The 19,585-nt window shown below is 73.1% G+C and carries 16 protein-coding genes and 1 tRNA gene; 9 read left to right on the plus strand and 8 right to left on the minus strand.

Annotation, left to right across the window (positions count from 1 at the left end):
• Nucleotides 1-24: 24 nt before the first annotated feature.
• From ACZ60B_RS17565 to ACZ60B_RS17580, 4 genes are all read right to left on the minus strand, one after another.
• On the minus strand, nucleotides 25-1,386 hold the full coding sequence (locus tag ACZ60B_RS17565) for a M1 family metallopeptidase (protein WP_469387847.1): 1,362 nt from the start codon (nucleotides 1,384-1,386) through the stop codon (nucleotides 25-27).
• A gap of 76 nt (nucleotides 1,387-1,462) precedes the next feature.
• Nucleotides 1,463-5,335: a Pls/PosA family non-ribosomal peptide synthetase gene (locus ACZ60B_RS17570; protein WP_469387849.1), complete on the minus strand. Its 3,873-nt coding sequence runs from the start codon at nucleotides 5,333-5,335 to the stop codon at nucleotides 1,463-1,465.
• Nucleotides 5,336-5,631: 296 nt separating this feature from the next.
• On the minus strand, nucleotides 5,632-6,060 hold the full coding sequence (locus tag ACZ60B_RS17575; RefSeq protein WP_469387851.1) for a DUF3291 domain-containing protein: 429 nt from the start codon (nucleotides 6,058-6,060) through the stop codon (nucleotides 5,632-5,634).
• A 221-nt stretch (nucleotides 6,061-6,281) separates the two neighbouring features.
• Nucleotides 6,282-6,369 (minus strand) — tRNA-Leu (locus ACZ60B_RS17580).
• A gap of 201 nt (nucleotides 6,370-6,570) precedes the next feature.
• On the opposite strand from ACZ60B_RS17580, the gene ACZ60B_RS17585 reads away from it, so the two are divergent.
• The 3 genes from ACZ60B_RS17585 to ACZ60B_RS17595 all read left to right on the plus strand — a co-directional run bounded on the left by ACZ60B_RS17585 (nucleotide 6,571) and on the right by ACZ60B_RS17595 (nucleotide 9,420).
• On the plus strand, nucleotides 6,571-7,896 hold the full coding sequence (locus ACZ60B_RS17585; RefSeq protein ID WP_469387853.1) for a M20/M25/M40 family metallo-hydrolase: 1,326 nt from the start codon (nucleotides 6,571-6,573) through the stop codon (nucleotides 7,894-7,896).
• Between the two features lie 156 nt (nucleotides 7,897-8,052).
• Nucleotides 8,053-8,286 carry a chaplin ChpH gene (chpH, locus tag ACZ60B_RS17590; RefSeq protein ID WP_469387855.1) on the plus strand — a complete coding sequence of 78 codons (234 nt, stop codon included), beginning with the start codon at nucleotides 8,053-8,055 and terminating at the stop codon, nucleotides 8,284-8,286.
• Between the two features lie 111 nt (nucleotides 8,287-8,397).
• Nucleotides 8,398-9,420 (plus strand): chaplin, encoded by a 1,023-nt coding sequence (locus ACZ60B_RS17595; protein ID WP_469387857.1) that lies wholly within the window; start codon nucleotides 8,398-8,400, stop codon nucleotides 9,418-9,420.
• A 93-nt stretch (nucleotides 9,421-9,513) separates the two neighbouring features.
• Here ACZ60B_RS17595 and ACZ60B_RS17600 read toward each other — a convergent pair whose 3' ends face one another.
• Nucleotides 9,514-9,702: a DUF5703 family protein gene (locus ACZ60B_RS17600; protein WP_152892666.1), complete on the minus strand. Its 189-nt coding sequence runs from the start codon at nucleotides 9,700-9,702 to the stop codon at nucleotides 9,514-9,516.
• A gap of 47 nt (nucleotides 9,703-9,749) precedes the next feature.
• On the opposite strand from ACZ60B_RS17600, the gene ACZ60B_RS17605 reads away from it, so the two are divergent.
• Complete coding sequence (locus ACZ60B_RS17605; protein ID WP_469387859.1) at nucleotides 9,750-10,493, plus strand: hypothetical protein; 744 nt, start codon at nucleotides 9,750-9,752, stop codon at nucleotides 10,491-10,493.
• Between the two features lie 132 nt (nucleotides 10,494-10,625).
• Here the strand turns inward: ACZ60B_RS17605 and ACZ60B_RS17610 are convergent, their stop codons facing one another.
• Both ACZ60B_RS17610 and ACZ60B_RS17615 read right to left on the minus strand, forming a co-directional pair.
• Nucleotides 10,626-12,968 (minus strand): helix-hairpin-helix domain-containing protein, encoded by a 2,343-nt coding sequence (locus tag ACZ60B_RS17610; RefSeq protein WP_469387861.1) that lies wholly within the window; start codon nucleotides 12,966-12,968, stop codon nucleotides 10,626-10,628.
• Nucleotides 12,965-13,948 carry an aldo/keto reductase gene (locus tag ACZ60B_RS17615; RefSeq protein WP_469387863.1) on the minus strand — a complete coding sequence of 328 codons (984 nt, stop codon included), beginning with the start codon at nucleotides 13,946-13,948 and terminating at the stop codon, nucleotides 12,965-12,967. The genes ACZ60B_RS17610 and ACZ60B_RS17615 overlap by 4 nt, the downstream gene beginning before the upstream one ends.
• A 261-nt stretch (nucleotides 13,949-14,209) precedes the next feature.
• Here ACZ60B_RS17615 and ACZ60B_RS17620 point away from each other — a divergent pair, with 261 nt between their 5' ends.
• Both ACZ60B_RS17620 and ACZ60B_RS17625 read left to right on the plus strand, forming a co-directional pair.
• A complete protein-coding gene (locus ACZ60B_RS17620; protein WP_152892662.1) occupies nucleotides 14,210-15,265 on the plus strand; it encodes an LLM class F420-dependent oxidoreductase in 1,056 nt (351 codons plus the stop codon).
• A 276-nt stretch (nucleotides 15,266-15,541) separates the two neighbouring features.
• On the plus strand, nucleotides 15,542-16,318 hold the full coding sequence (locus ACZ60B_RS17625; protein ID WP_469387865.1) for a ferritin-like domain-containing protein: 777 nt from the start codon (nucleotides 15,542-15,544) through the stop codon (nucleotides 16,316-16,318).
• On the opposite strand, the gene ACZ60B_RS17630 is transcribed toward ACZ60B_RS17625, so the two are convergent.
• Nucleotides 16,296-17,291: a magnesium and cobalt transport protein CorA gene (locus ACZ60B_RS17630; protein WP_469387867.1), complete on the minus strand. Its 996-nt coding sequence runs from the start codon at nucleotides 17,289-17,291 to the stop codon at nucleotides 16,296-16,298. The two genes, ACZ60B_RS17625 and ACZ60B_RS17630, sit on opposite strands and share 23 nt — an antisense overlap.
• Before the next feature lie 62 nt (nucleotides 17,292-17,353).
• On the opposite strand from ACZ60B_RS17630, the gene ACZ60B_RS17635 reads away from it, so the two are divergent.
• The 3 genes from ACZ60B_RS17635 (at nucleotide 17,354) to ACZ60B_RS17645 (ending at nucleotide 19,512) form a co-directional block, all read left to right on the plus strand.
• On the plus strand, nucleotides 17,354-18,040 hold the full coding sequence (locus ACZ60B_RS17635; protein ID WP_469387869.1) for a histidine phosphatase family protein: 687 nt from the start codon (nucleotides 17,354-17,356) through the stop codon (nucleotides 18,038-18,040).
• An 87-nt stretch (nucleotides 18,041-18,127) separates the two neighbouring features.
• Nucleotides 18,128-18,718 (plus strand): DUF3090 domain-containing protein, encoded by a 591-nt coding sequence (locus tag ACZ60B_RS17640; protein ID WP_351618333.1) that lies wholly within the window; start codon nucleotides 18,128-18,130, stop codon nucleotides 18,716-18,718.
• Entirely contained in the window at nucleotides 18,682-19,512 is an 831-nt protein-coding gene (locus ACZ60B_RS17645) for an SCO1664 family protein (protein ID WP_469387871.1), read from the plus strand. The genes ACZ60B_RS17640 and ACZ60B_RS17645 overlap by 37 nt, the downstream gene beginning before the upstream one ends.
• The last annotated feature ends 73 nt before the right edge of the window (nucleotides 19,513-19,585 follow it).

Here is a 19,585-nt window from a genome sequence, read left to right on the forward strand (position 1 = left end):
ACGCCGGACGGAGCCGGCACCCTGCTACGGATTGGGCGGTGCCAGCGGCATCGGAGGCATGGACTGCGTGGGCAGCGGCGGCAGCTCCGTCCCGTACACCCAGGCGTCCAGGACCTCGTCCAGCGGCTCCGACGCGAAGCGCGCCGCGTGCGCGGCGAACGTCGCCGTCGTCACCGCCCCGCCCCGGTGCAGCAGGGTCCAGCCGCGCAGCATCCGGAAGAACGCGTCGTCGCCCAGCGCGCACCGCACGGCGTGCACGGCGAGCCCGCCACGCTCGTAGAGCCGGTCGTCGAACATCGACTTGCGACCAGGATCGGCCAGCCGCAGATCCTGCGGCAGCGACGACACCAACCGGTGGGCCGCCGCCGCGAGTTGCTGCGCGCTGCGGCCGCCCGAGCGCTCCGACCACAGCCACTCCGCGTACTTCGCGAAGCCCTCGTTCAGCCAGATGTGCCGCCAGTCGGCGATGGACACGCTGTTGCCGAACCACTGGTGCGCCAGCTCGTGCGCCACCAGCCGCTCCGAACCCCGCGCCCCGTCCACATGGTTGGCCCCGAACAGCGACAACCCCTGCGCCTCGACCGGCACATCGAGTTCCTCCTCCGTCACGACGACCGCGTACTCGTCGAACGGATACGGCCCGAACAGCCGCTGGAACAGCTCCATCATCATCGGCTGGCGCGCGAAGTCCCGGGAGAACGCGGGCAGCAGATGCGCCGGGATGTGCCCGTGCTGCGGCACACCGCCGAGCCCCGGGTCGCCCAGCAGCACCGTCTGGTACTTGCCGATCGCCAGCCCGACCAGATAGCTGGAGGTCGGCGCGGACTGCTCGTAGACCCAGGTGGTCGTCGACGCCTTCGTGGTGCGGGTGAGCAACCGCCCGCCCGCCACCACCGCGTACGAGGACGGCGTGGTCACGGAGATCTGGTACGAGGCCTTGTCGGCGGGGCGGTCGTTGCACGGGTACCAGGACGGCGCCCCGATCGGCTGGCTGGCCACCAGCGCCCCGTCCGTCAGCTCCTCCCAGCCGAGCCCGCCCCACGGGCTGGCCACCGGCTTGGGGTTGCCGGACCACTGCACCTCCACCGTGAAGGCGGCGCCCGGCCGGATCGGCTTGGCGGGACGGATGCGCAGCCGGTCGCCCCGGTGGGTGTAGTGCGGCTGCCGCCCGTCCACCCGCACCCGGCCGATCCTGAAGTCGGCCAGGTTGAGCTGGAACTCCGACAACGACGCCCGCCCGGCTATGGCGTTGATCCGGGCCGTGCCCGCCAGCCGGTTCGGCCCGGGACGGTAGTCCAGGGCGAGCTCGTAGCGGTGCACCCGGTAGCGGGGGTCGCCGTTGGCCGGGAAGTACGGGTCCGGGCCCACTGACTGCTGTACTGCCACTGCCGTGTCCGCTCCCTGCGCTGTACTGTCCGCCGTGCCGGTGCTGCACCGCCCACCGGGTCCGAACGGCCGGCGCTCAGGTACGCCAAGCCTCGATCGGGTTGCCCAGCCAGCGGGTGTCGTCCGGGACGGACTCCGCGGCCATCACGAGCGACGCGGGACCCAGGGTGGTGCGGGCCCCGATCGTGCTGCCGGGCAGCACGATCCCGCCAGGACCCAGGGTGGCGCCCTGACGGAGGACCACCGTACCCGTGCGCAAGATCCGATCGTGAAAAAGGTGGGTCTGGAGCACACAGCCACGGTTCACGGTCACCGCATCCTCCAAGGTCACCAGGTCGGTCTCGGGCAGCCAGTAGCTCTCCACCCAGACCCCGCGGCCGATGCGCGCGCCCAGCCCGCGCAGCCACGCCGTCGTCACCGGCGTGCCCGGAACGGCGCCCACCAGCCAAGGCACGGCCACGACCTCGACGAACGTGTCCGCCAGCTCGTTGCGCCAGACGAACCCGCTCCACAGCGGATGCTCCCCGCTGCGGTGCCGGCCCACCAGCAGCCACTTCGCGACCAGCGACACCACCGCCGCGACCGCCCCCGTGGCCAGCAGCACCAGCCCCGACAACGGCGCGGCCCAAGGGCCCAGCACGCACAGCGCCGCCACCGTGCCCACGGCCAGCGCGGCCGAACAGAACACCGGCACCAGCCGGCACAGCTCCACCAGACCGCGCGCCCACAGCAGCCGGGCCGGCGGGTCGTAGGTCCGGTCCTGGTCGAAATCGGCCACCGAACGCGGCAGCCTCACCGGCGGCAGCCCCAGGTACGAGCTGCCCTTCTTCGCCTTCTTCGGGGTCGCCGACAGCACACCGACCAGACCGCCGTCCGGCACCGACCGGCCCGGCGCGGTCATCCCCGAGTTGCCGAGGAAGGCCCGCCGCCCGATCTCCGCGCGCCCGATCCGCACCCAGCCGCCGCCCAGCTCGTACGGCGCCGTCAGCGTGTCGTCGGCGAGGAACGCGCCCTCCCCGACCGTGGTCAGACTGGGCAGCGCCAGCACCGTGGACACCTCGGCACCCCGGCCGACGCGCATCCCCAGTATCCGCAGCCACACCGGCGTCGCCAGCCCGGCGTACAGCGGGAAGAGCGTCTCGCGGGAGCGGTCCATCAGCTGGGTGACGGTCCAGGCCTGCCAGCCGACCCTGCTGTGCGTCGGATGCGTGCCCTCGCGCAGCCCCAGGCTCAGCAGCCGCACGGCGACCAGGAGCAGCAGCGCGTACGCCAGGCCGTAGGCGAGCGTGGCCGGCACCAGCGCGAGCGCGGCACCCCGCAGCGCCGCGCCGAGACCCGCGCCGGGCTCGACGAACCGCCGCGCGACCAGCAGCGCGGCCCCCGCCGACACCACCGGCAGCAGGGTGAGCCCGGCGCCCGACATCCCGTACATCGCCCGCCAGCGACGCCCTCGCGACGGACGGTCCTTGGGCCAGTTGCGCTTGGCCTTGCCGAGCTTGACCGCGGGCGCGCCCGCCCAGCGCTGACCGGTCGGGACCTGCCCGGTGACGGCCGAACCGGGGGCGACCTCGGCCCGCTTGCCCACCCGGGCCCCGGGGAACAGCACGCTGCGCGTGCCGACCACGGCGTGCGCGCCCACCTTCACGGGACCGATCTCCAGCCGGTCGCCGTCCAGCCAGTACCCCGACAGGTCGACCTCGGACTCCACGGCCGCGCCCCGGCCCAGCTTGAGCAGACCGGTCACCGGCGGCAGCGAGTGCAGGTCGACGTCCGGGCCGATCCTGGCGCCCAGCGCCCGGGCGTAGCGCTCCAGCCAGGACCCGGTCAGCGAGGTCGCCCCGGTGTACTCGGCCAGCCGCTCGGCGGTCCACAACCGCAGATGGACGCTGCCGCCACGCGGATGACGGCCGGGCCTCACCCCCCGCAGCAGCAGCCGGGCCCCGCCCGCGGCGAGCGCGAGGCGGCCCGGCGGACTGAAGAACAGCACGGCGCCGGCCACCACCAGCCACCACGGCGCGGTCGGCAGCCAGGCGTAGCCGCTCAGCACATTGCCGAACGCGGCCAGCACCACCGTCCAGCGCAGCCCGAGCAGCGTGAACAGCGGAACCAGCAGCAGCAGCTGGACCAGCCGGGCGCGCACCGGCACCGGGGCGACCGTACGGCTCTCGCCGGCCCGCTGCGCGGAGGTCTCCAGCCGCTGGGCCAGTTTGCGCAGCGTCGGCCGCTGGTAGATGTCGAGGACCGCGGCCTCCGGATAGCGCTCGCGCAGCCGGGTGGTGAGCTGGGCGGCGGCGAGACTGCCGCCGCCGATCGCGAAGAAGTCGTCGGCGGGCCCGGTCACCGGGATGCCGAGCACGGCCGTCCACTGCTCGGCGAGCCAGGCCTCGGTACCGTGCAGCAGCTCGGCCGCGCCGCCGGTCTCCAGACCCTCCAGAGGCCACGGCAGAGCGTTGCGGTCCACCTTGCCCGAGGTACGCGTCGGCAGGTCGGCGACCGGGGCGAGCAGCGGCACCAGCGCGGCCGGCAGCTCGGCGCGCAGCCGCTCGACGGCCGCCGCCCTGTCCCAGCCGTCCTGGGTGACGACATAGCCGACCAGCAGCTGGTTGCCGCTGCGGGCGGTGCGCACGGCGGCGGCCGCGCCCGCGACCCCGGGCAGGGCCTGGAGGGCCGCGTCGACCTCGCCGAGCTCGATCCGGCGCCCGCCGAGCTTGATCTGCTCGTCGGCCCGCCCCAGGAACACCAGCCCCTCCGGGTCGGCCCGCACCAGGTCGCCGCTGCGGTACGCCCGTTCCCAGCCCAGCGACGGCAGCGGCGCGTACTTCTCCGCGTCCTTGTCGGCGTCGAGGTACCGGGCGAGCCCGATCCCGCCGATCACCAGCTGCCCGCTGCCGCCCATCGGCACCGGATCACCGGCCTCGTCGACGACGGCCAGCTCCCAGCCGCGCAGCGGCAGCCCGATCCGCACCGGCTCCTCGGGGGAACCGGACATCAGGGCCGCGCAGGCCACCACGGTCGCCTCGGTCGGCCCGTAGGTGTTCCAGACCTCGCGGCCCTCCGTCACCAGCCGCTGCACCAGCTCGGGCGGGCAGGCCTCCCCGCCGAAGATCAGCAGCCGTACGTCGTTGAGGGTCTCCGGCTCCCACAGCGCGGCCAGCGTCGGCACCGTGGAGACCACCGTGATCTCCTGCTCGACCAGCCAGGGGCCGAGGTCGGCGCCACTGCGGACCTGGGAGCGGGGGACCGGCACCAGGCAGGCGCCGTACCGCCAGGCCAGCCACATCTCCTCGCACGACGCGTCGAACGCGACCGACAGGCCCGCCATGACCCGGTCACCGGGCCCGATCGGCTCGTCGGTGAGGAAGAGCGCGGCCTCCGCGTCCACGAAGGCGGCGGCGCTGCGGTGACTGACGGCGACCCCCTTGGGCTTGCCGGTGGAGCCGGAGGTGAAGATGATCCACGCGTCCTGCCCGGTGCCGGGACGGGCCGCCGGGGTGCGGGAACCGCCGTCCAGGGTGAGATCGTGACCGGCGCCGACGACCGCCCGCACCCGTGCCTCGCCGAAGACCAGCTCGGCCCGCTCGTCCGGGTCCTCGAAGTCCACCGGCACATAGGCGGCGCCGGCCGCGAGGACGGCGAGGATCGCGACGTACAGGTCGTTGGTGCCGGAGGGCACGCGGACACCGACGCGGTCACCGAGGCCGACACCGGCGTCGGCGAGCCGGCGGCGCAGCCGCTCCACCTCGCCGGCGAGCGCCCGGTAGGTCAGGCGGGTCGTGCCGTCGTCCAGGGCGAGCTCGTCCGGGTGGGAGCGCACTGTGGCGTCGAAGATGTCGACGAGGGTGCGCGCGGCGGCGGCCGGGCCCCCGGAGAAGCGTGCCCTGTCGCCGAATCGCGCGTGGATCTCGTCGTCGAGCAGGCCGAGAGCACTGCTCTCGTGTGTGGCTGCCATCGGTCCTCGCGTCTCGAATCCCGGAAGCATCCGGGGCGCCGACGGGCCCGCAGGTGTGCCTGGGGTTGTCCAGCTCGGCACCGTAACAAGCCGGAAATGCTAGTACGACGCTAGGATCGCGGCCCTGCTCCAGCCACCGGGGAGGGCCGAACGGGGGGCGATCGAGAAGGTACGCAGAGTATGGGGACCCTATCTGACCTGGTGGTTTTCCAGGGCAGGGAGAGATGGCCCACACAACTGCCCAGCGGACCCCGGCTGTCGGGGCGAGCGGCGCCCGAACTCGTCCGAAACCGGACTCATGTCCCCTGTGTCTCCTTGTTCACCTGCTCGTCCAGCCGCCGCCTCGCCTCGTCCCGGGTGACCGGGAGCCGGTCCCGCTCGGTGCCCCGGAACGCGAACACCGAGCTCTTCGTCCCCGGACGCGGGCGGCGCACGTGCTTGGCGTGCGGGTCGGTGCGGTCGAAGGTGTTCAGGGCGTCCTGGTCCCGCCATGCCGACAGCGTCCAGAACGTCCGCTTCAGCGGCTCCGCCCGGAGCGAGGTGCCGATCGGCCCCGGAGAACGCCTGACCTGCTGGAGGACGACGAGCGACAGCAGGAAGAACCTGGGCACGGACCACAGCGACCGCAGTTCCGGCCGGGAGGCCATGACCAGGGGCGGGTCCGTGGCGCCCTCGGGAGCCGCCGCGTTCTGGTCGGTGCCGGGCAGCCAGGGAATCGTGGGCATCGGGGCTCTCCTCCGCTCGTCGGTGACGGCACGGACCGCCGTCGCGGCGGGGTCGCCCGCCACCCGGTAAGAGTCCACGCGGCCGTACTCGCGAACACCCCCGCAGGGGTGAATTCCGGACCGTGGTGTGGAGGTGCGATCCCGCTGCCGCGCAGGGCCGTCGACGCCGGTGGAGCCGCAACGACGAATCCCCCGGCCGCTGAGCGGCCGGGGGATTCGGCTGGTGTCCGAGGGGGGACTTGAACCCCCACGCCCGATAAAGGGCACTAGCACCTCAAGCTAGCGCGTCTGCCATTCCGCCACCCGGACAAGGTGTCTGTCGTGCGGGGTTCTCCCCGCGGCGACGTCGTAAACATTACCAGGCTTTCGGGGGTGGCCGATCACAGGTGGTCGGGCGGCCACGCTCCTGTGCGTGAACGGCATGTGTCGGTCCGGGACCGGCCTTGGGCCCCGGACCCGGGAGGGGGAGGATGAGGGCAACCACCAGCAGTGTCAGCGGGAGGAAGCAGCGTGAGCCAGACGGACACGGCCAAGGGTGTCACCGGCGAGGACGAGGTCGTCGACCTCTGCCGCGAGCTGATCCGGATCGACACCAGCAACTACGGCGACCACTCGGGCCCGGGTGAGCGCAGGGCGGCCGAGTACGTCGCCGAGAAGCTCGCGGAGGTCGGCCTCGAACCGCGGATCTTCGAGTCGCATCCGGGACGCGCCTCCACCGTGGCCCGCATCGAGGGCGAGGACCCCACGCGGCCCGCACTGCTCATCCACGGCCACACCGACGTCGTGCCGGCCAACGCGGCCGACTGGACCCACCACCCCTTCTCCGGCGAGGTCGCGGACGGGTGCGTCTGGGGCCGCGGGGCCGTCGACATGAAGGACATGGACGCGATGACCCTCGCGGTCGTGCGGGACCGGCTGCGCAGCGGGCGCAGACCGCCCCGCGACATCGTCCTGGCCTTCCTCGCCGACGAGGAGGCGGGCGGCACGTACGGCGCCCGGTACCTCGTCGACCACCACCGTGACCTCTTCGACGGCGTCACCGAGGCGATCAGCGAGGTGGGCGGGTTCTCGTTCACCGTCAGCGAGCAGCGGCGCCTCTACCTCATCCAGACGGCCGAGAAGGGCATGCACTGGATGAAGCTGACCGTGGCCGGCACGGCCGGGCACGGCTCGATGATCCACCGGGACAACGCGATCACCGAGCTGTCCGAGGCCGTCGCCCGGCTCGGCCGGCACAAGTTCCCGGTGCGGGTCACCAAGACCACCCGGGCCTTCCTCGACGAACTCGGGGACGCGCTCGGCACCGAGCTCGACCCGGAGGACATGGAGGGCACCCTCGCCCGGCTCGGCGGCATCGCCAAGCTCATCGGCGCGACCCTGAGCAACACCGCCAACCCCACCCAGCTGAACGCCGGCTACAAGGTCAACGTGATCCCGGGCGAGGCGACGGCGCACGTCGACGGGCGTTTCCTGCCCGGCTTCGAGGAGGAGTTCCTCGCCGACCTCGACCGGATCCTCGGGCCGAACGTCCGGCGCACGGACGTGCACTCCGACAAGGCGGTCGAGACCACCTTCGACGGGGCGCTGGTGGACGCCATGCAGTCCGCGCTGTTGGCCGAGGACCCGGCCGCCAAGGCGATCCCGTACATGCTCTCCGGGGGCACGGACGCCAAGTCCTTCGACGACCTGGGCATCCGGGGCTTCGGTTTCGCGCCGCTGAAGCTGCCGCCGGAGCTGGACTTCGCCGGCATGTTCCACGGCGTCGACGAACGGGTCCCCGTGGACGGCCTGAAGTTCGGCGTACGGGTGCTCGACCGCTTCATCGACGCGTCCTGACCGCGCCCGCCTGGACAGCGCGGCGGAATTCGTCAACGCGTGCGGTGAGCACTGAGAAGAGTGAATGGTCCCATTAGCTCGTAGCCTCGCCGGAGCCTCCTCGTTGTTGGTGGTGTGATCCGTGGTTTTGGATCGCATTGCCAACAAGGAGGAACAATGATCAAGAAGGTCGTCGCTGCTGCGGCTGCCACCGGTGGGCTGGTTCTCGCGGGCGCGGGCCTGGCCGTGGCCGACTCCGGCGCTCAGGGTGCGGCTGCGCACTCCCCGGGCGTCCTGTCCGGCAACGTCCTCGAGGTGCCCGTTCACGTGCCGGTGAACGTCTGCGGCGACACGATCTCGGTGATCGGGCTGCTGAACCCCGCCTTCGGCAACACCTGCGTCAGCGACTGACGTCGCCTTTCTGAGGGTCGTCCATGCCGTCGGTCCCGGAGCACGCGCCATGCGCTCCGGGGCCGCTCGGCCTTTCCAGGCAAGGTCCAAGGACAAAGGCAGGGATTCAGCATGCGAGAGGTCACGCGTAAAGGCCTCATGACCGTGATGGCGGCGACGGGAGCGATCGCGGCCGCCGGCGGTTATGCCCACGCCGACTCGGGAGCGAGCGGCGCGAGTACGAATTCTCCGGGCGTCCTGTCCGGCAATACGATCCAGGCACCGGTGGACATTCCGGTGAACGTGTGCGGGAACACGGTCGACGTGATCGGGCTCCTCAATCCGGCCATGGGCAACAAATGCGCCAACGAGGGCGGGGGCACCTTCCGCTCCGGTGGACATGACCGGGGCGGCTACGGCGGCTACGGCGGCCACGACGACGACGGCCGAGGCGGTCGCGGTGGCTACGGCGACTCCGGCGGCTACGGTGACTCCGGTGGTCACGGCGGCAAGGGCGGCTACGGTGACTCCGGTGGTCACGGCGGCTACGGTGACTCCGGTGGTCACGGCGGCTACGGCGACTCCGGCGGCAAGGGCGGCTACGGCGGCCATGACGGTCGCGGTGGCTACGGCGGGCACGGTGGCTACGGCGGTCACGACGGTCGCGGTGGCTACGGCGGGCACGACGGCTACGGTGGCCACGATGGCGCGTACGCCGGCGGTCACACCGGCGGTTCGCCCGGCGTGGGCTCCGGAAACGACGTCCAGGTGCCGATCGACGTGCCGGTCAACCTCTGCGGCAACAGCGCGGACGTCATCGGACTGCTGAACCCCGTCTTCGGCAACGACTGCGACAACGGCTACGGCTACGGCGGGCACCACCACACCACGCCCCCGCGCGACACGGGCCGTACGACGCCGCCCCGGACGCCGGACCGGCCGGTGCACCCGACCACCCCGTCCGGCCCGGGCCGGACCACCGGGTCCGGCACCCACGTCGACGAGCAGGGCACCCGGTCCGTGACCCCGGTCGCCGACACGGCACAGCTCGCGCACACCGGCTCCGAGCTGCCGATGGGCCTCGTCCTGCCGGTCGGCGCGGGCGCGCTGCTGGCCGGTGCCGTCCTCTACCGCAAGGCGCGTGCCTGGGCGTGACGGCCCGGGGCAGAAGCCCGGCGGCCGACGGCCGACCCAACGGAGCGGGCCCCGCCTCAGGCGGGGCCCGCTCCGATTTTCCGCCGCTTCAGCTCACCAGGTGGCGCGCACCTGGCGGATGATCCGTCGGCGCAACCGCACCCTGCGGCTGCCGTCGCGCAACAGACTCAGGCGGTCCAACTCCCAGTTTCCGTACTCGGCATGGTCCGTCAGCAGACGCGTGGCGTCCTTGCGGGAGACCCCGCGAGGTACGTACACGTCGACAAATTCGTATTCCGGCATCGCATCTATTGTGCGGGCTGGGGCCCGGTACGGATAGCGTCTGCACTATGTCTGATGCTGCGCAGCCCACCGCTGCCGAGGTACGAGCCGCCGCCGAGGCGGTCAAGACCGCGCTCGACCGCCACCTGGCCGCGGTCGAACGCAGGTCGGGGGAGGACGACCCGGCCGTCTACGAGGCGTTCAACGAGCTGGCCGCGGCCGCCGAGGTCTACGACGAACTGCTCTACGACCGCTACGACGAGGTCACGCCTTTCGAGATCCCCGGTGCGGACGACTCACTGCCGCCGTACACGGGCCCCGCGGAGCCCAACGCGATCAGCGTGCTGATCCGCCGCGACTACGCCGTGGCGGAGCCCCAGCGCCTGCTGGCGCAGGCCCAGCGGGTCGAGGCGGTGGAGTACGAGGACGGCGAGGGCACGGGCGAGGACGCCGCGGGCACCGTCCACGGGGCGCTCGGCATCCTGTTCGGCGAGTTCGAGCCGGACGAGATCGCTTCCCGGCACAAGGAGTTCGGGCTGGAGGAGGGCGACTCCACGCTCTGGGTGACGGCCGCGGACGATCAGGCCGACCCCGGAGAGTGGCTGGAGGCCCCGTTCGAGCAGGCGGACCCGGAGCGGGTGGTCTGCCGCTTCGACGTCAGCGCGGTCTTCGACGACGACATCGACATCGACGTCGAGGACGAGGCGGAGGACGAGGACGTGACCGACGACGACCCCGACGCGGATCCGGCCGACGACGAGGACGAGGACCTGGACCTGGGGCGGCTGGAGGCCGACCGCCAGGACCGGTAGTCCCACGCGCGTGGGTCGCCCGGCGACGGCCGGGAGCACGGCTGTGGAGACGGCGGCGGCCGGGAGGCATCACCTCCCGGCCGCCGCCGTCCGTCGTCTCCGTCCCGCGAACTCGTGTCGGTCCGGGTCGGGTCAGTCCGCCGTGGGCACCTGGGCGCGCAGCAGGGTGGGCAGCCGCGTGGTGCGGGGCTTGGCCAGGACCTCCGCGACCGCCCTCGGCAGCGCCTGCTCCACGCCGTGGACCACCGACAGATGGCGCTCCGCCCGGCCGAACGCCGTGTGGATCCACGGACGGCTGAGGGCCTGCGCGGCATCGCCGGGCAGCACCACGACCGCCGCGGGCCACCGGCTGCCCACCGCCTGGTGCGCGGTCAGCGCCCACCCGTGCCGCACGGACCGCTCCACCAGGTCCTTCGGTACGACGACGGGCTCGCCCGCGCACTCCAGGTGCAGCCCGTCCGCGTCGGCCTTCACCACCAGGCCCGGCAGCGCACGCCCCGGCACGGGGGAGTGGACGACCCGGTCACCGGGGTCGAAGCCGCCGAACCGCCCGGGGCCGGGGTTGAGCCGTTCCTTGAGCGCGGCGTTGAGGGCGCGGGTGCCCGCCGCGCCGCCGTGCCCGGGAGTGATCACCACCGTCTGCTCGGCGGGGACGCCGAAGGCGCGCGGCACCGAGTCGGCGACCAGTTGCACGGTCCGGTGCACGGCCTCGCCCGCGTCCCGCACCGGCACGATCACGATCTCCTTGCCGGGCGCGTCCACCTGGTTCAGCTCGCCGACGCCGACGCCGGAGACCAGCTCGCCGAGCGGACCCGGGTCCGGGGTGCGCGAGGCGATCTGGGGACAGACGCGGGCGGCGAGCAGATCGGCGAAGACCCGGCCGGGGCCGGCCGACCAGAGCACCGCCGGATCACCGCTGAGCACCAGCCGGGCGCCGTCGGGCAGCGACTCCACCACCATCGCGGCGCTCTCCACATCGAGCTGCGGCGCGTCCGGCAGGACCAGGAGATCGAGCTCCAGGGCCCCTTCCGGGTCCCGCCCGGGGCCCTCGGCGCCGGAGAGCAGCCCGGCGACGGTGACGACGTCGGGGGCGGCCGGCGCACCGGCATCGGCGCCCGCGTCGCCGACGGCCCCGGAACCGCCCTCGGCCGCAGCGAGCGCGGCGCCGAGCCGACGACGGCCGTCGGCCGTGTGACAGGCCGCGACGGCACGCAGGCCCAGGGCGCGGGCGGCGGCGATCAGGGCCGCCGGTTCGGCGCGGGCCGCCTCGCCGCCCGTGTGCAGCACCAGACCGTGTCCGGCGACGGCGCGGATCAGCTCGGCGGCGCTGCCGGGCACCGAGGCCGCGGCCGCCTCCCACTCCGCGGCGGCTTCCTTGGGCAGGGCGTTGACCACGCGGGCCAGACCGTCGGCGAGGCTCTCCTCGGCGAGCGCGTACCGCTCCAGGCCGACCAGGACCCGGACCGGGCGGGGCTGCGCCTCCTCGCCGTCCTCCGCCGTTTCCTCCCGGCGCCCGCCCGCGGCCGCGGGCTCCTCCAGCGCGTCCTGGAAGACGAGCGCCTCGCCCTCCGCGAGCGCGCTCTGCACGGCCGCGTCGCCGTCGGGCACGCCCCGCTGGGCCAGTGCCGCGGTGAGCGCCGTGAGCTCCAGGGCGGTGTGTCCGGCCAGCGCCGCCTGCTCCAGCAGCCAGCCGGTGACCGCGCGGCCCCGCCGTTCGTCGTCCGGACGGCAGTCCGCGCCGAGCAGCGCCCGCGCGAACCCGTCGGCCTGCTCGGGCCGCACGCCCGCGACCCGCAGCAGCTGCCAGGGATCGGCGCGCAGCTCGTCCTGCGCGCCCTCGCCGAGGGCCGCGCCGACCTGGGGCGCCAGCGCCTCGGGCGCGCCGCCCTCGGCCAGCACCCGCCGTACGGCCTCGACGGTCTCCGGAGCCGGGCCGGCGGCGGGACCGGCGCCCGGGGCGGCCACCGGCTGCGGGCGCCTGACGGGTTCCGGAGCGGTGCGGCGCGGGGTGGGCTCGGGACCGGCGAACACGGCGGCGGCCGGCTTCTCGCCGCTCTCCACCGCCCGCACGGCCGCCAGCAGGTCGGCGGCCGTCCCGCTCAGCTTGCCCCCGCTGGCGATGGGCCCCTGCTTCTCGGCCTTCCGCCGCTCGATCCGCTCCCGCTCCAGCCGTTGCGCCGCGAGCTCGGCCTCGGCCTCCGACCGCTGTGCGGCCTCCCCTTCGCCCTCCGCGCCCGCGCCGCCCGAGTCCGTCACGTCACCGCCGTCACCGCCGTCACCGCCGTCACCGCCGTCACCGCCGTCACCGCCGTCACCGTCGGCCCCGGTGGCCGCGGAGGAGTCGCCTCCGGCCACCTCCGCGCCGTCGCCCCGGCCCTGCGCGGTGCCCGGCGACGGCTCGCCGGCGTCCTGGGTCCCGGGGGCTGCGGTGGTCGGTGCCCCGGCGTCCCTGGTGGTCTCCGGTTCCGTGCTCACAGCGTGCTCCAGTCGTGATCGGGATAGCGGTGCACGGGCGCCGACACGTCGTCGAGCGCCCGGCAGATCTCGTCAGGAAGAGTAAGGGCCTCCACTGACAGTGCCGCCGTGAGCTGCTGCGCGTTGCGCGCGCCGATGATGGGGGCGGTCACTCCGGGGCGGTCGCGGATCCAGGCGAGGGCGATCTGGAGCGGGGTCACGGCGAGCCCGTCCGCCGCGGTCGTCACGGCGTCGACGATGCGGCTCGCGGTGTCGTCGAGGTAGGGCGCGACGAAGGGCGCCAGGTGCTCCGAGGCGCCGCGCGAGTCCGCGGGAGTGGAGTGGCGGTACTTGCCGGTGAGGACTCCGCGGCCGAGCGGCGAGGACGGCAACAGTCCTATCCCGAGATCCATGGCGGCCGGCAGCACCTCACGCTCCACGCCCCGCTGGAGCAGCGAGTACTCCAGCTGCGTGCTCGCCAGCCGGGTGCGGGTGCCGGGCGCCGCGAGCTGCCAGGTCCCCGCCTTGGCGAGCTGCCAGCCGCAGAAGTTCGAGACGCCCGCGTAGCGCGCCCGGCCGCTGCCGACCGCCAGGTCGAGCGCCTGGAGCGTCTCCTCCAGCGGGGTGTGGGGGTCGTAGGCGTGGATGTGCCACACGTCGACGTAGTCCGTGCCGAGACGGGCCAGCGAGGCGTCCAGGGCGGCGAGCAGATGGCCGCGTGAGCCGTCGAACCGGCGGTCGGGGTCGGGCACGCTGCCCGCCTTGGTCGAGATGACCAGGTCGCGGCGCGGCACCAGGCCCTCCATCAGCCGCCCGAGCAGGTATTCGGCCTCTCCGTCGCCGTACACGTCCGCGGTGTCGACCAGGCTGCCGCCGGCCTCCCAGAACGTCTTCAAGAGGTCCGCGGCGTCATGCTCGTCGGTGTCCCTGCCCCAGGTGAGGGTGCCCAGTCCGATGCGGGACACGCGCAGGCCGGTCCGGCCGAGATGCCTCTGCTCCATGAACGCCGAGATTACTGGCCAGGGGTGGTGCGTGGGTTGCCTGTGGATAACCGATTTCATGGGGACGGAGCACTTCGGGGGCCCCGTCCGGGCCATCGATCCGGCCATATGCCCGCCCCGGCCCGCCCCACCGCCCCCGTCCACGCGCACCACCCACCCCTCACCTCACCCACCACCCGGCCCCACCCGCCCGCCTCGTCGAAGGGCTCCGCGCTAAGGTCTCCGCACAAGGGACGTTACTGAGCGGTAAGGGGATCTGGCATGCAGCTCGGGATCAACCTCGGCTACTGGGGCGCCGGGATGGACGCGGACAATCTCGCCGTGGCACAGGAGGCCGACCGGCTCGGCTACGCCGTGTGCTGGGCCGCCGAGGCCTATGGCTCCGACGCGGCCACCGTGCTCACCTGGGTCGCCGCCCAGACCGAGCGCATCGACGTGGGCTCGGCGATCTTCCAGATCCCGGCCCGCCAGCCCGCCATGACCGCGATGACCGCGGCGACGCTCGACTCGCTGTCGGGCGGCCGCTTCCGGCTCGGCCTCGGCGTGTCCGGACCACAGGTCTCCGAGGGCTGGTACGGCGTCAAGTTCGACAAGCCGCTGGCCCGCACCCGCGAGTACGTCGAGATCGTGCGCAAGGCGATGACCCGGGAGCGGCTGTCGTACGAGGGCGAGCACTGGACGCTGCCGCTGCCCGGCGGCCCGGGCAAGCCCATCAAGCTGACCGTGCACCCGGAGCGCGAGCACATCCCGCTGTACATCGCGGCCATCGGGCCGAAGAACCTCGAACAGACCGGCGAGATCGCGGACGGCGCCCTGCTGATCTTCCCCTCGGCCGACCACATCGAGGACACCGCGATCACCTATCTGCGCGCCGGGCGCGAGAAGGCCGGCAAGACCCTCGACGGGTTCGACGTCTGCCCGACCCTCCCGCTGGCCGTCGGCGACGACAAGGACGTGGAGCGGCTCGCCGACACCTTCCGCCCCTACACCGCCCTGTACGTCGGCGGCATGGGCAGCCGGAAGCAGAACTTCTACAACCAGCTCGCCCAGCGCATGGGATACGAGCAGGCCGCGGCCGAGATCCAGGACAAGTACCTGTCCGGCGACAAGCAGGGCGCCGCGGCCGCCGTACCGCACGACCTGATCGACCGGACCACGCTGCTCGGCTCGGTGGAGCGGATCGCGGACCGGATGAAGGCCTACGCGGCGGCCGGCGTCACCACCCTGACCCTCGCCCCGGCCGGCTTCACCCTGGACGAGCGGCTGGCCTCGCTGCGGGCCGGCACCGAGGCCATGGAGCGCGCCGGGCTCGCCTGAGCCCCGTCCGTCGGCGCCCGTGCGGCGCCGGAAGTCACCACGGCCGTGGTGGGGGCTCGGGGGTCTTCCCCGCCACGGCCGTCACAGGGAACAACGCGCCGGCCGCCCGCGCGGTTACGCCTTTGCGGTGACCGCCGTGGTCCTTCTTTCGGCCGGGTCCGCGGACGCAGCTGTTGCGCCTCCTTGCCCGCCGGATTTAAATCGTTCTCTGCGGAATTTTGCAGAATCTGTATGAATTCTGCGGAGTTGTGCGAGTCGGGCAGAGAGGTGCGCGCCATGCTGTCGGCCAAGAGCCTGTTCCAGGAGATCCTCGACGACGACGAGTCCTTCCGGCTCTTCTGCTCCATCGCGGCCGGCGGCGAGGCCCAGGGCGGCTGGGAGAACGCGCGGATCGCCGCACTCGTCCCGGAGAGCGAACGAGGGATGGCCCCCAAGATCACCCGCCACGGCGCCGACGAGGACAAACACGGACGGATCTTCAACGCCCTGATGCGCAGGCGGGGCCTCGAACCCGTCCCCGTACCGCCCGACAGCGACTACACCATGCTCCTGGAGCGGCACGGCATCGGCCTCGCCCACGACCGGCTCAGGAGCGACGAGCCCCTGACCGTGGGCGACGTCGTCGTCTACCTCGCCCACAGCCGGGTCACCGAGCAGCGCGCCTCCGAACAGATGGAGCTGCTGCTCAGACACTTCGCCGACCACCCCGACATCGGCCACGCGGTCAAGCTGATCTCCCACGACGAGGACAACCACCTCGCCTACTGCCACGAGGAACTGCTGCGGTACGCCCGCGCCGGCCACGGCCCGGCCATCCAGCGGACCCTGCGCGACTGCGCGCTCGCCGAGATCCGCGTCTACCGGGACGTCAGCCTCGCCGTCATGACCCACATGGGACGCATCCTGCGCTGGCCGACCGCCAAGTCGGCGGCGCTGGCGGCCGGCATCCACACCGTCTACGCCTGGGAGCGCTTCGCCGGCTGGCGGCGGATGGTCTCCCTGGAGACGCCCCCGCGGCGCGGCGCGCTCGCTACAGCCAGCCCCGCGCCTTGAACGTCCGGTACAGCAGCACCTCCAGAATGGCCATCGCCGCGATCACCGCCGGATACGACCACAGCCAGTGCAGCTCCGGCATGTGGTCGAAGTTCATCCCGTAGATCCCCGCGAGCATCGTCGGCACCGCCGCCATGGCGGCCCACGCCGAGATCTTCCGCATGTCGTCGTTCTGCCGCACGCCCGTCTGCGCCAGATGCGCCGACAGGACGTCCGAGACCAGCCGGTCCAGACCCTCCACCGACTCGTTCACGCGCGTGAGGTGATCGTTGACGTCACGGAAGAAGGGCCGCGACCCCTCGTGCACGAACGGCACCGACGTGCCGGACTGAACGGTGCCCGAGAGCCGGCCCAGCGGCGGCGCCAGCGGCCCGGTCGCCCGCCGGAACTCCAGGACCTGCCGCTTGAAGGTGTAGATACGGGACGCGGTGTGCCGCGAACCGCCCCCGTCGGGCGAGAACACCTCCGCCTCCACCTCCTCCAGGTCCGTCTGGAGCTCGGCCGCCACCTCCAGATAGTGGTCGACGGTCGTGTCGGAGATCGCGTACAGCACGGCCGTGGGGCCCTTGCGCAGCAACTCCGGCTCCTGTTCCAGCCGGTGCCGCACACCCGCCAGGGACGAGCCCTCGCCGTGCCGCACGGTCACCACGAAGGAGTCGCCGAGGAAGACCATGACCTCGCCGCTGGAGACGGCATCGCTGCGCGGCTCGTACACGACCGGTTTCAGCACCAGGAACAGCGAGTCGTCGTACACCTCCAGTTTGGGCCGCTGGTGTGCCTTCAGGGCGTCCTCGACCGCCAGCGGATGCAGCCCGAACTCCCGGGTGACCAGCTCGAACTCGTCCTGGGACGGCTGGTGCAGCCCGATCCAGACGAATCCGCCCGCGGCGCGCGCCTCGTCCAAGGCCTCGGACAAGTCCCCGGGACGCTCCATCCGGTGCCCGTCGCGGTAGACGGCACAGTCCACGATCACGGTGTGCGTTCTCCTTTCCGTCGGCCCTCTGCCCACCCTCCGGTGCGCCTACCCTGGTCCGCATGCCCACGCTGATCCTCGTCCGGCACGGACGTTCCACCGCCAACACCGAGGGCCTGCTCGCCGGCTGGACGCCCGGCGTCGCCCTCGACGAGCGCGGCGCCGCGCAGGCCGCCGCACTGCCGGAGCGGCTCGCCGGCATCCCGGTCTCCGAGGTCGTCACCAGCCCCTTGCAGCGCTGCCAGGAGACCCTGCGGCCGCTGCTCGACGCCCGCCCGGAACTGACCGCGCACACCGACGAGCGGATCGGCGAGTGCCACTACGGCGACTGGTCCGGGCGCAAGCTCGCCGAACTGAAGGACGAACCCCTGATGGAGGTCGTCCAGAACCACCCGTCCGCCGCCGTCTTCCCCGGCGGCGAGTCCATGCGCGCCATGCAGACCAGGGCCGCCGAGGCGGTCCGCGAGTGGAACGCGCGCGTGGAGCGCGACCACGGAGCCCAGGCCGTGTACCTCATGTGCTCGCACGGCGACATCATCAAGTCGCTGGTGGCGGACGCACTCGGACTTCATCTCGACCTGTTCCAGAGGATTTCCGTAGAACCCTGTTCCCTCACCGTGATCCGCTACACCAGGCTCCGGCCGTTTCTCGTGCGCCTCGGGGACACCGGCGACCTCGCCTCCCTCGTACCGCACGAGGAGCCGGCCGGCGGCGAAGCCCCGGTCGGCGGCGGCGCGGGCGCACCGTGATCGTCGGCCGCAGTAGGGTGAAGCGGTTCACGCAGTCACGTTCACGCACGGACGTTCACGCACTCACGAATCCAATGGAGACAGGACGTGTCCCGTCAGGTGTACCTCTACGACCCGCCGGAGCGCTTCGTGGCCGGCACGGTCGGTCTGCCCGGGCGCCGTACGTTCTTCCTCCAGGCCACCGCCGGATCCCGGGTGACCAGCGTGGCCCTGGAGAAGACCCAGGTCGCGGCACTCGCCGAGCGCATGGACGAACTGCTCGACGAGGTCGTACGCCGTAGCGGCGGCAGCGCCGCCGTGCCCGCCATGGCGCCCACCGAGATCTCCGACACCGCCCCTCTCGACACCCCGGTCGAGGAGGAGTTCCGGGTCGGCACCATGGCGCTGGCCTGGGACGGCGAGGAACAGCGCATGATCGTCGAGGCGCAGGCCCTGGTGGAACTCGACGCCGAGTCCGACGAGGACCTCGCCGAGGCCGAGGAGCGGCTCCTCCAGGACGAGGAGAACGGGCCCCCGATGCTGCGGGTCCGGCTGACCGGCGCGCAGGCGCGGGCCTTCGCCAAACGAGCCCTCGACGTCGTCAACGCAGGCCGGCCGCCCTGCCCGCTGTGCAGCCTGCCGCTCGACCCGGAAGGACACGTATGTCCGCGCCAGAACGGATACCGCCGCGGGGCGTGAGCACCGAGGTGACGCCCGCCGAGCTGCTCGCGCGCGGCGAGCTGACCGTGCGCGGACGCATTCGCGACGCGTCCAACGCGGCGCTGTACTGCACGGTGACGTACGACGGCCGGGAAGCGGCCTGCGTCTACAAGCCCGTCGCCGGGGAGCGGCCCCTGTGGGACTTCCCCGACGGCACGCTCGCCGAGCGCGAGGTGGCGGCCTACGAGGTCTCCGAGGCGACCGGCTGGGGTCTCGTACCGCCCACCGTGCTGCGGGACGGGCCGTACGGCGAGGGGATGTGCCAGCTGTGGATCGAGGCGCTCCCGGACGCGGAACTGCTCGCCCTGGTGGACGAGGAGGAGCCCGCCCCCGGCTGGAAGGCGATCGGCTTCGCCGAGGTCGGTGAGGGCAGGACCGCGCTGCTGGTGCACGCCGACGACGAACGGCTGCGCCGCCTCGCCGTCCTGGACGCCGTGATCAACAACGCGGACCGCAAGGGCGGCCATCTGCTGCCCACGGCGGACGAGCGCCTCTACGGCATCGACCACGGGGTCACCTTCAACGTCGAGAACAAGCTGCGGACGCTGCTGTGGGGCTGGGCGGGGGAGCCGCTGACCGGGGAGGCCGTGACGGCGCTCAAGGGGCTCGGAGCGGCCCTGGAGCCGGACGGCGCGCTCGCGGTCCGGCTCGCCGAGCTGCTCACCGCCGCCGAGGTCGACGCCACCCGGGCGCGGGTCGACGCGCTGCTGCGTTCCGGGACCCACCCGGAGCCGAGCGGCGAGTGGCCGGCCATCCCCTGGCCCCCGGTCTGACCCCCGGCCGGGCGGCCCCGGCCCCCTGCCGGGCGTCCCGCCCCGGCTCCTGCCGCCCCGGCCCCTCCCGAGC

The sequence above is a fragment of the Streptomyces sp. NPDC104096 genome (assembly GCF_055584385.1).

What these genes read in the sequence shown, in the direction of transcription:
- ACZ60B_RS17570 (WP_469387849.1), bottom strand. Translation starts at nt 5,335, where the DNA reads ATGGCAGCCACACACGAGAGCAGTGCTCTCGGCCTGCTCGACGACGAG.
- ACZ60B_RS17575 (WP_469387851.1), bottom strand. Translation starts at nt 6,060, where the DNA reads ATGCCCACGATTCCCTGGCTGCCCGGCACCGACCAGAACGCGGCGGCT.
- chpH (WP_469387855.1), top strand. Translation starts at nt 8,053, where the DNA reads ATGATCAAGAAGGTCGTCGCTGCTGCGGCTGCCACCGGTGGGCTGGTT.
- ACZ60B_RS17595 (WP_469387857.1), top strand. Translation starts at nt 8,398, where the DNA reads ATGCGAGAGGTCACGCGTAAAGGCCTCATGACCGTGATGGCGGCGACG.
- ACZ60B_RS17600 (WP_152892666.1), bottom strand. Translation starts at nt 9,702, where the DNA reads ATGCCGGAATACGAATTTGTCGACGTGTACGTACCTCGCGGGGTCTCC.
- ACZ60B_RS17605 (WP_469387859.1), top strand. Translation starts at nt 9,750, where the DNA reads ATGTCTGATGCTGCGCAGCCCACCGCTGCCGAGGTACGAGCCGCCGCC.
- ACZ60B_RS17615 (WP_469387863.1), bottom strand. Translation starts at nt 13,948, where the DNA reads ATGGAGCAGAGGCATCTCGGCCGGACCGGCCTGCGCGTGTCCCGCATC.
- ACZ60B_RS17620 (WP_152892662.1), top strand. Translation starts at nt 14,210, where the DNA reads ATGCAGCTCGGGATCAACCTCGGCTACTGGGGCGCCGGGATGGACGCG.
- ACZ60B_RS17625 (WP_469387865.1), top strand. Translation starts at nt 15,542, where the DNA reads ATGCTGTCGGCCAAGAGCCTGTTCCAGGAGATCCTCGACGACGACGAG.
- ACZ60B_RS17635 (WP_469387869.1), top strand. Translation starts at nt 17,354, where the DNA reads ATGCCCACGCTGATCCTCGTCCGGCACGGACGTTCCACCGCCAACACC.
- ACZ60B_RS17645 (WP_469387871.1), top strand. Translation starts at nt 18,682, where the DNA reads ATGTCCGCGCCAGAACGGATACCGCCGCGGGGCGTGAGCACCGAGGTG.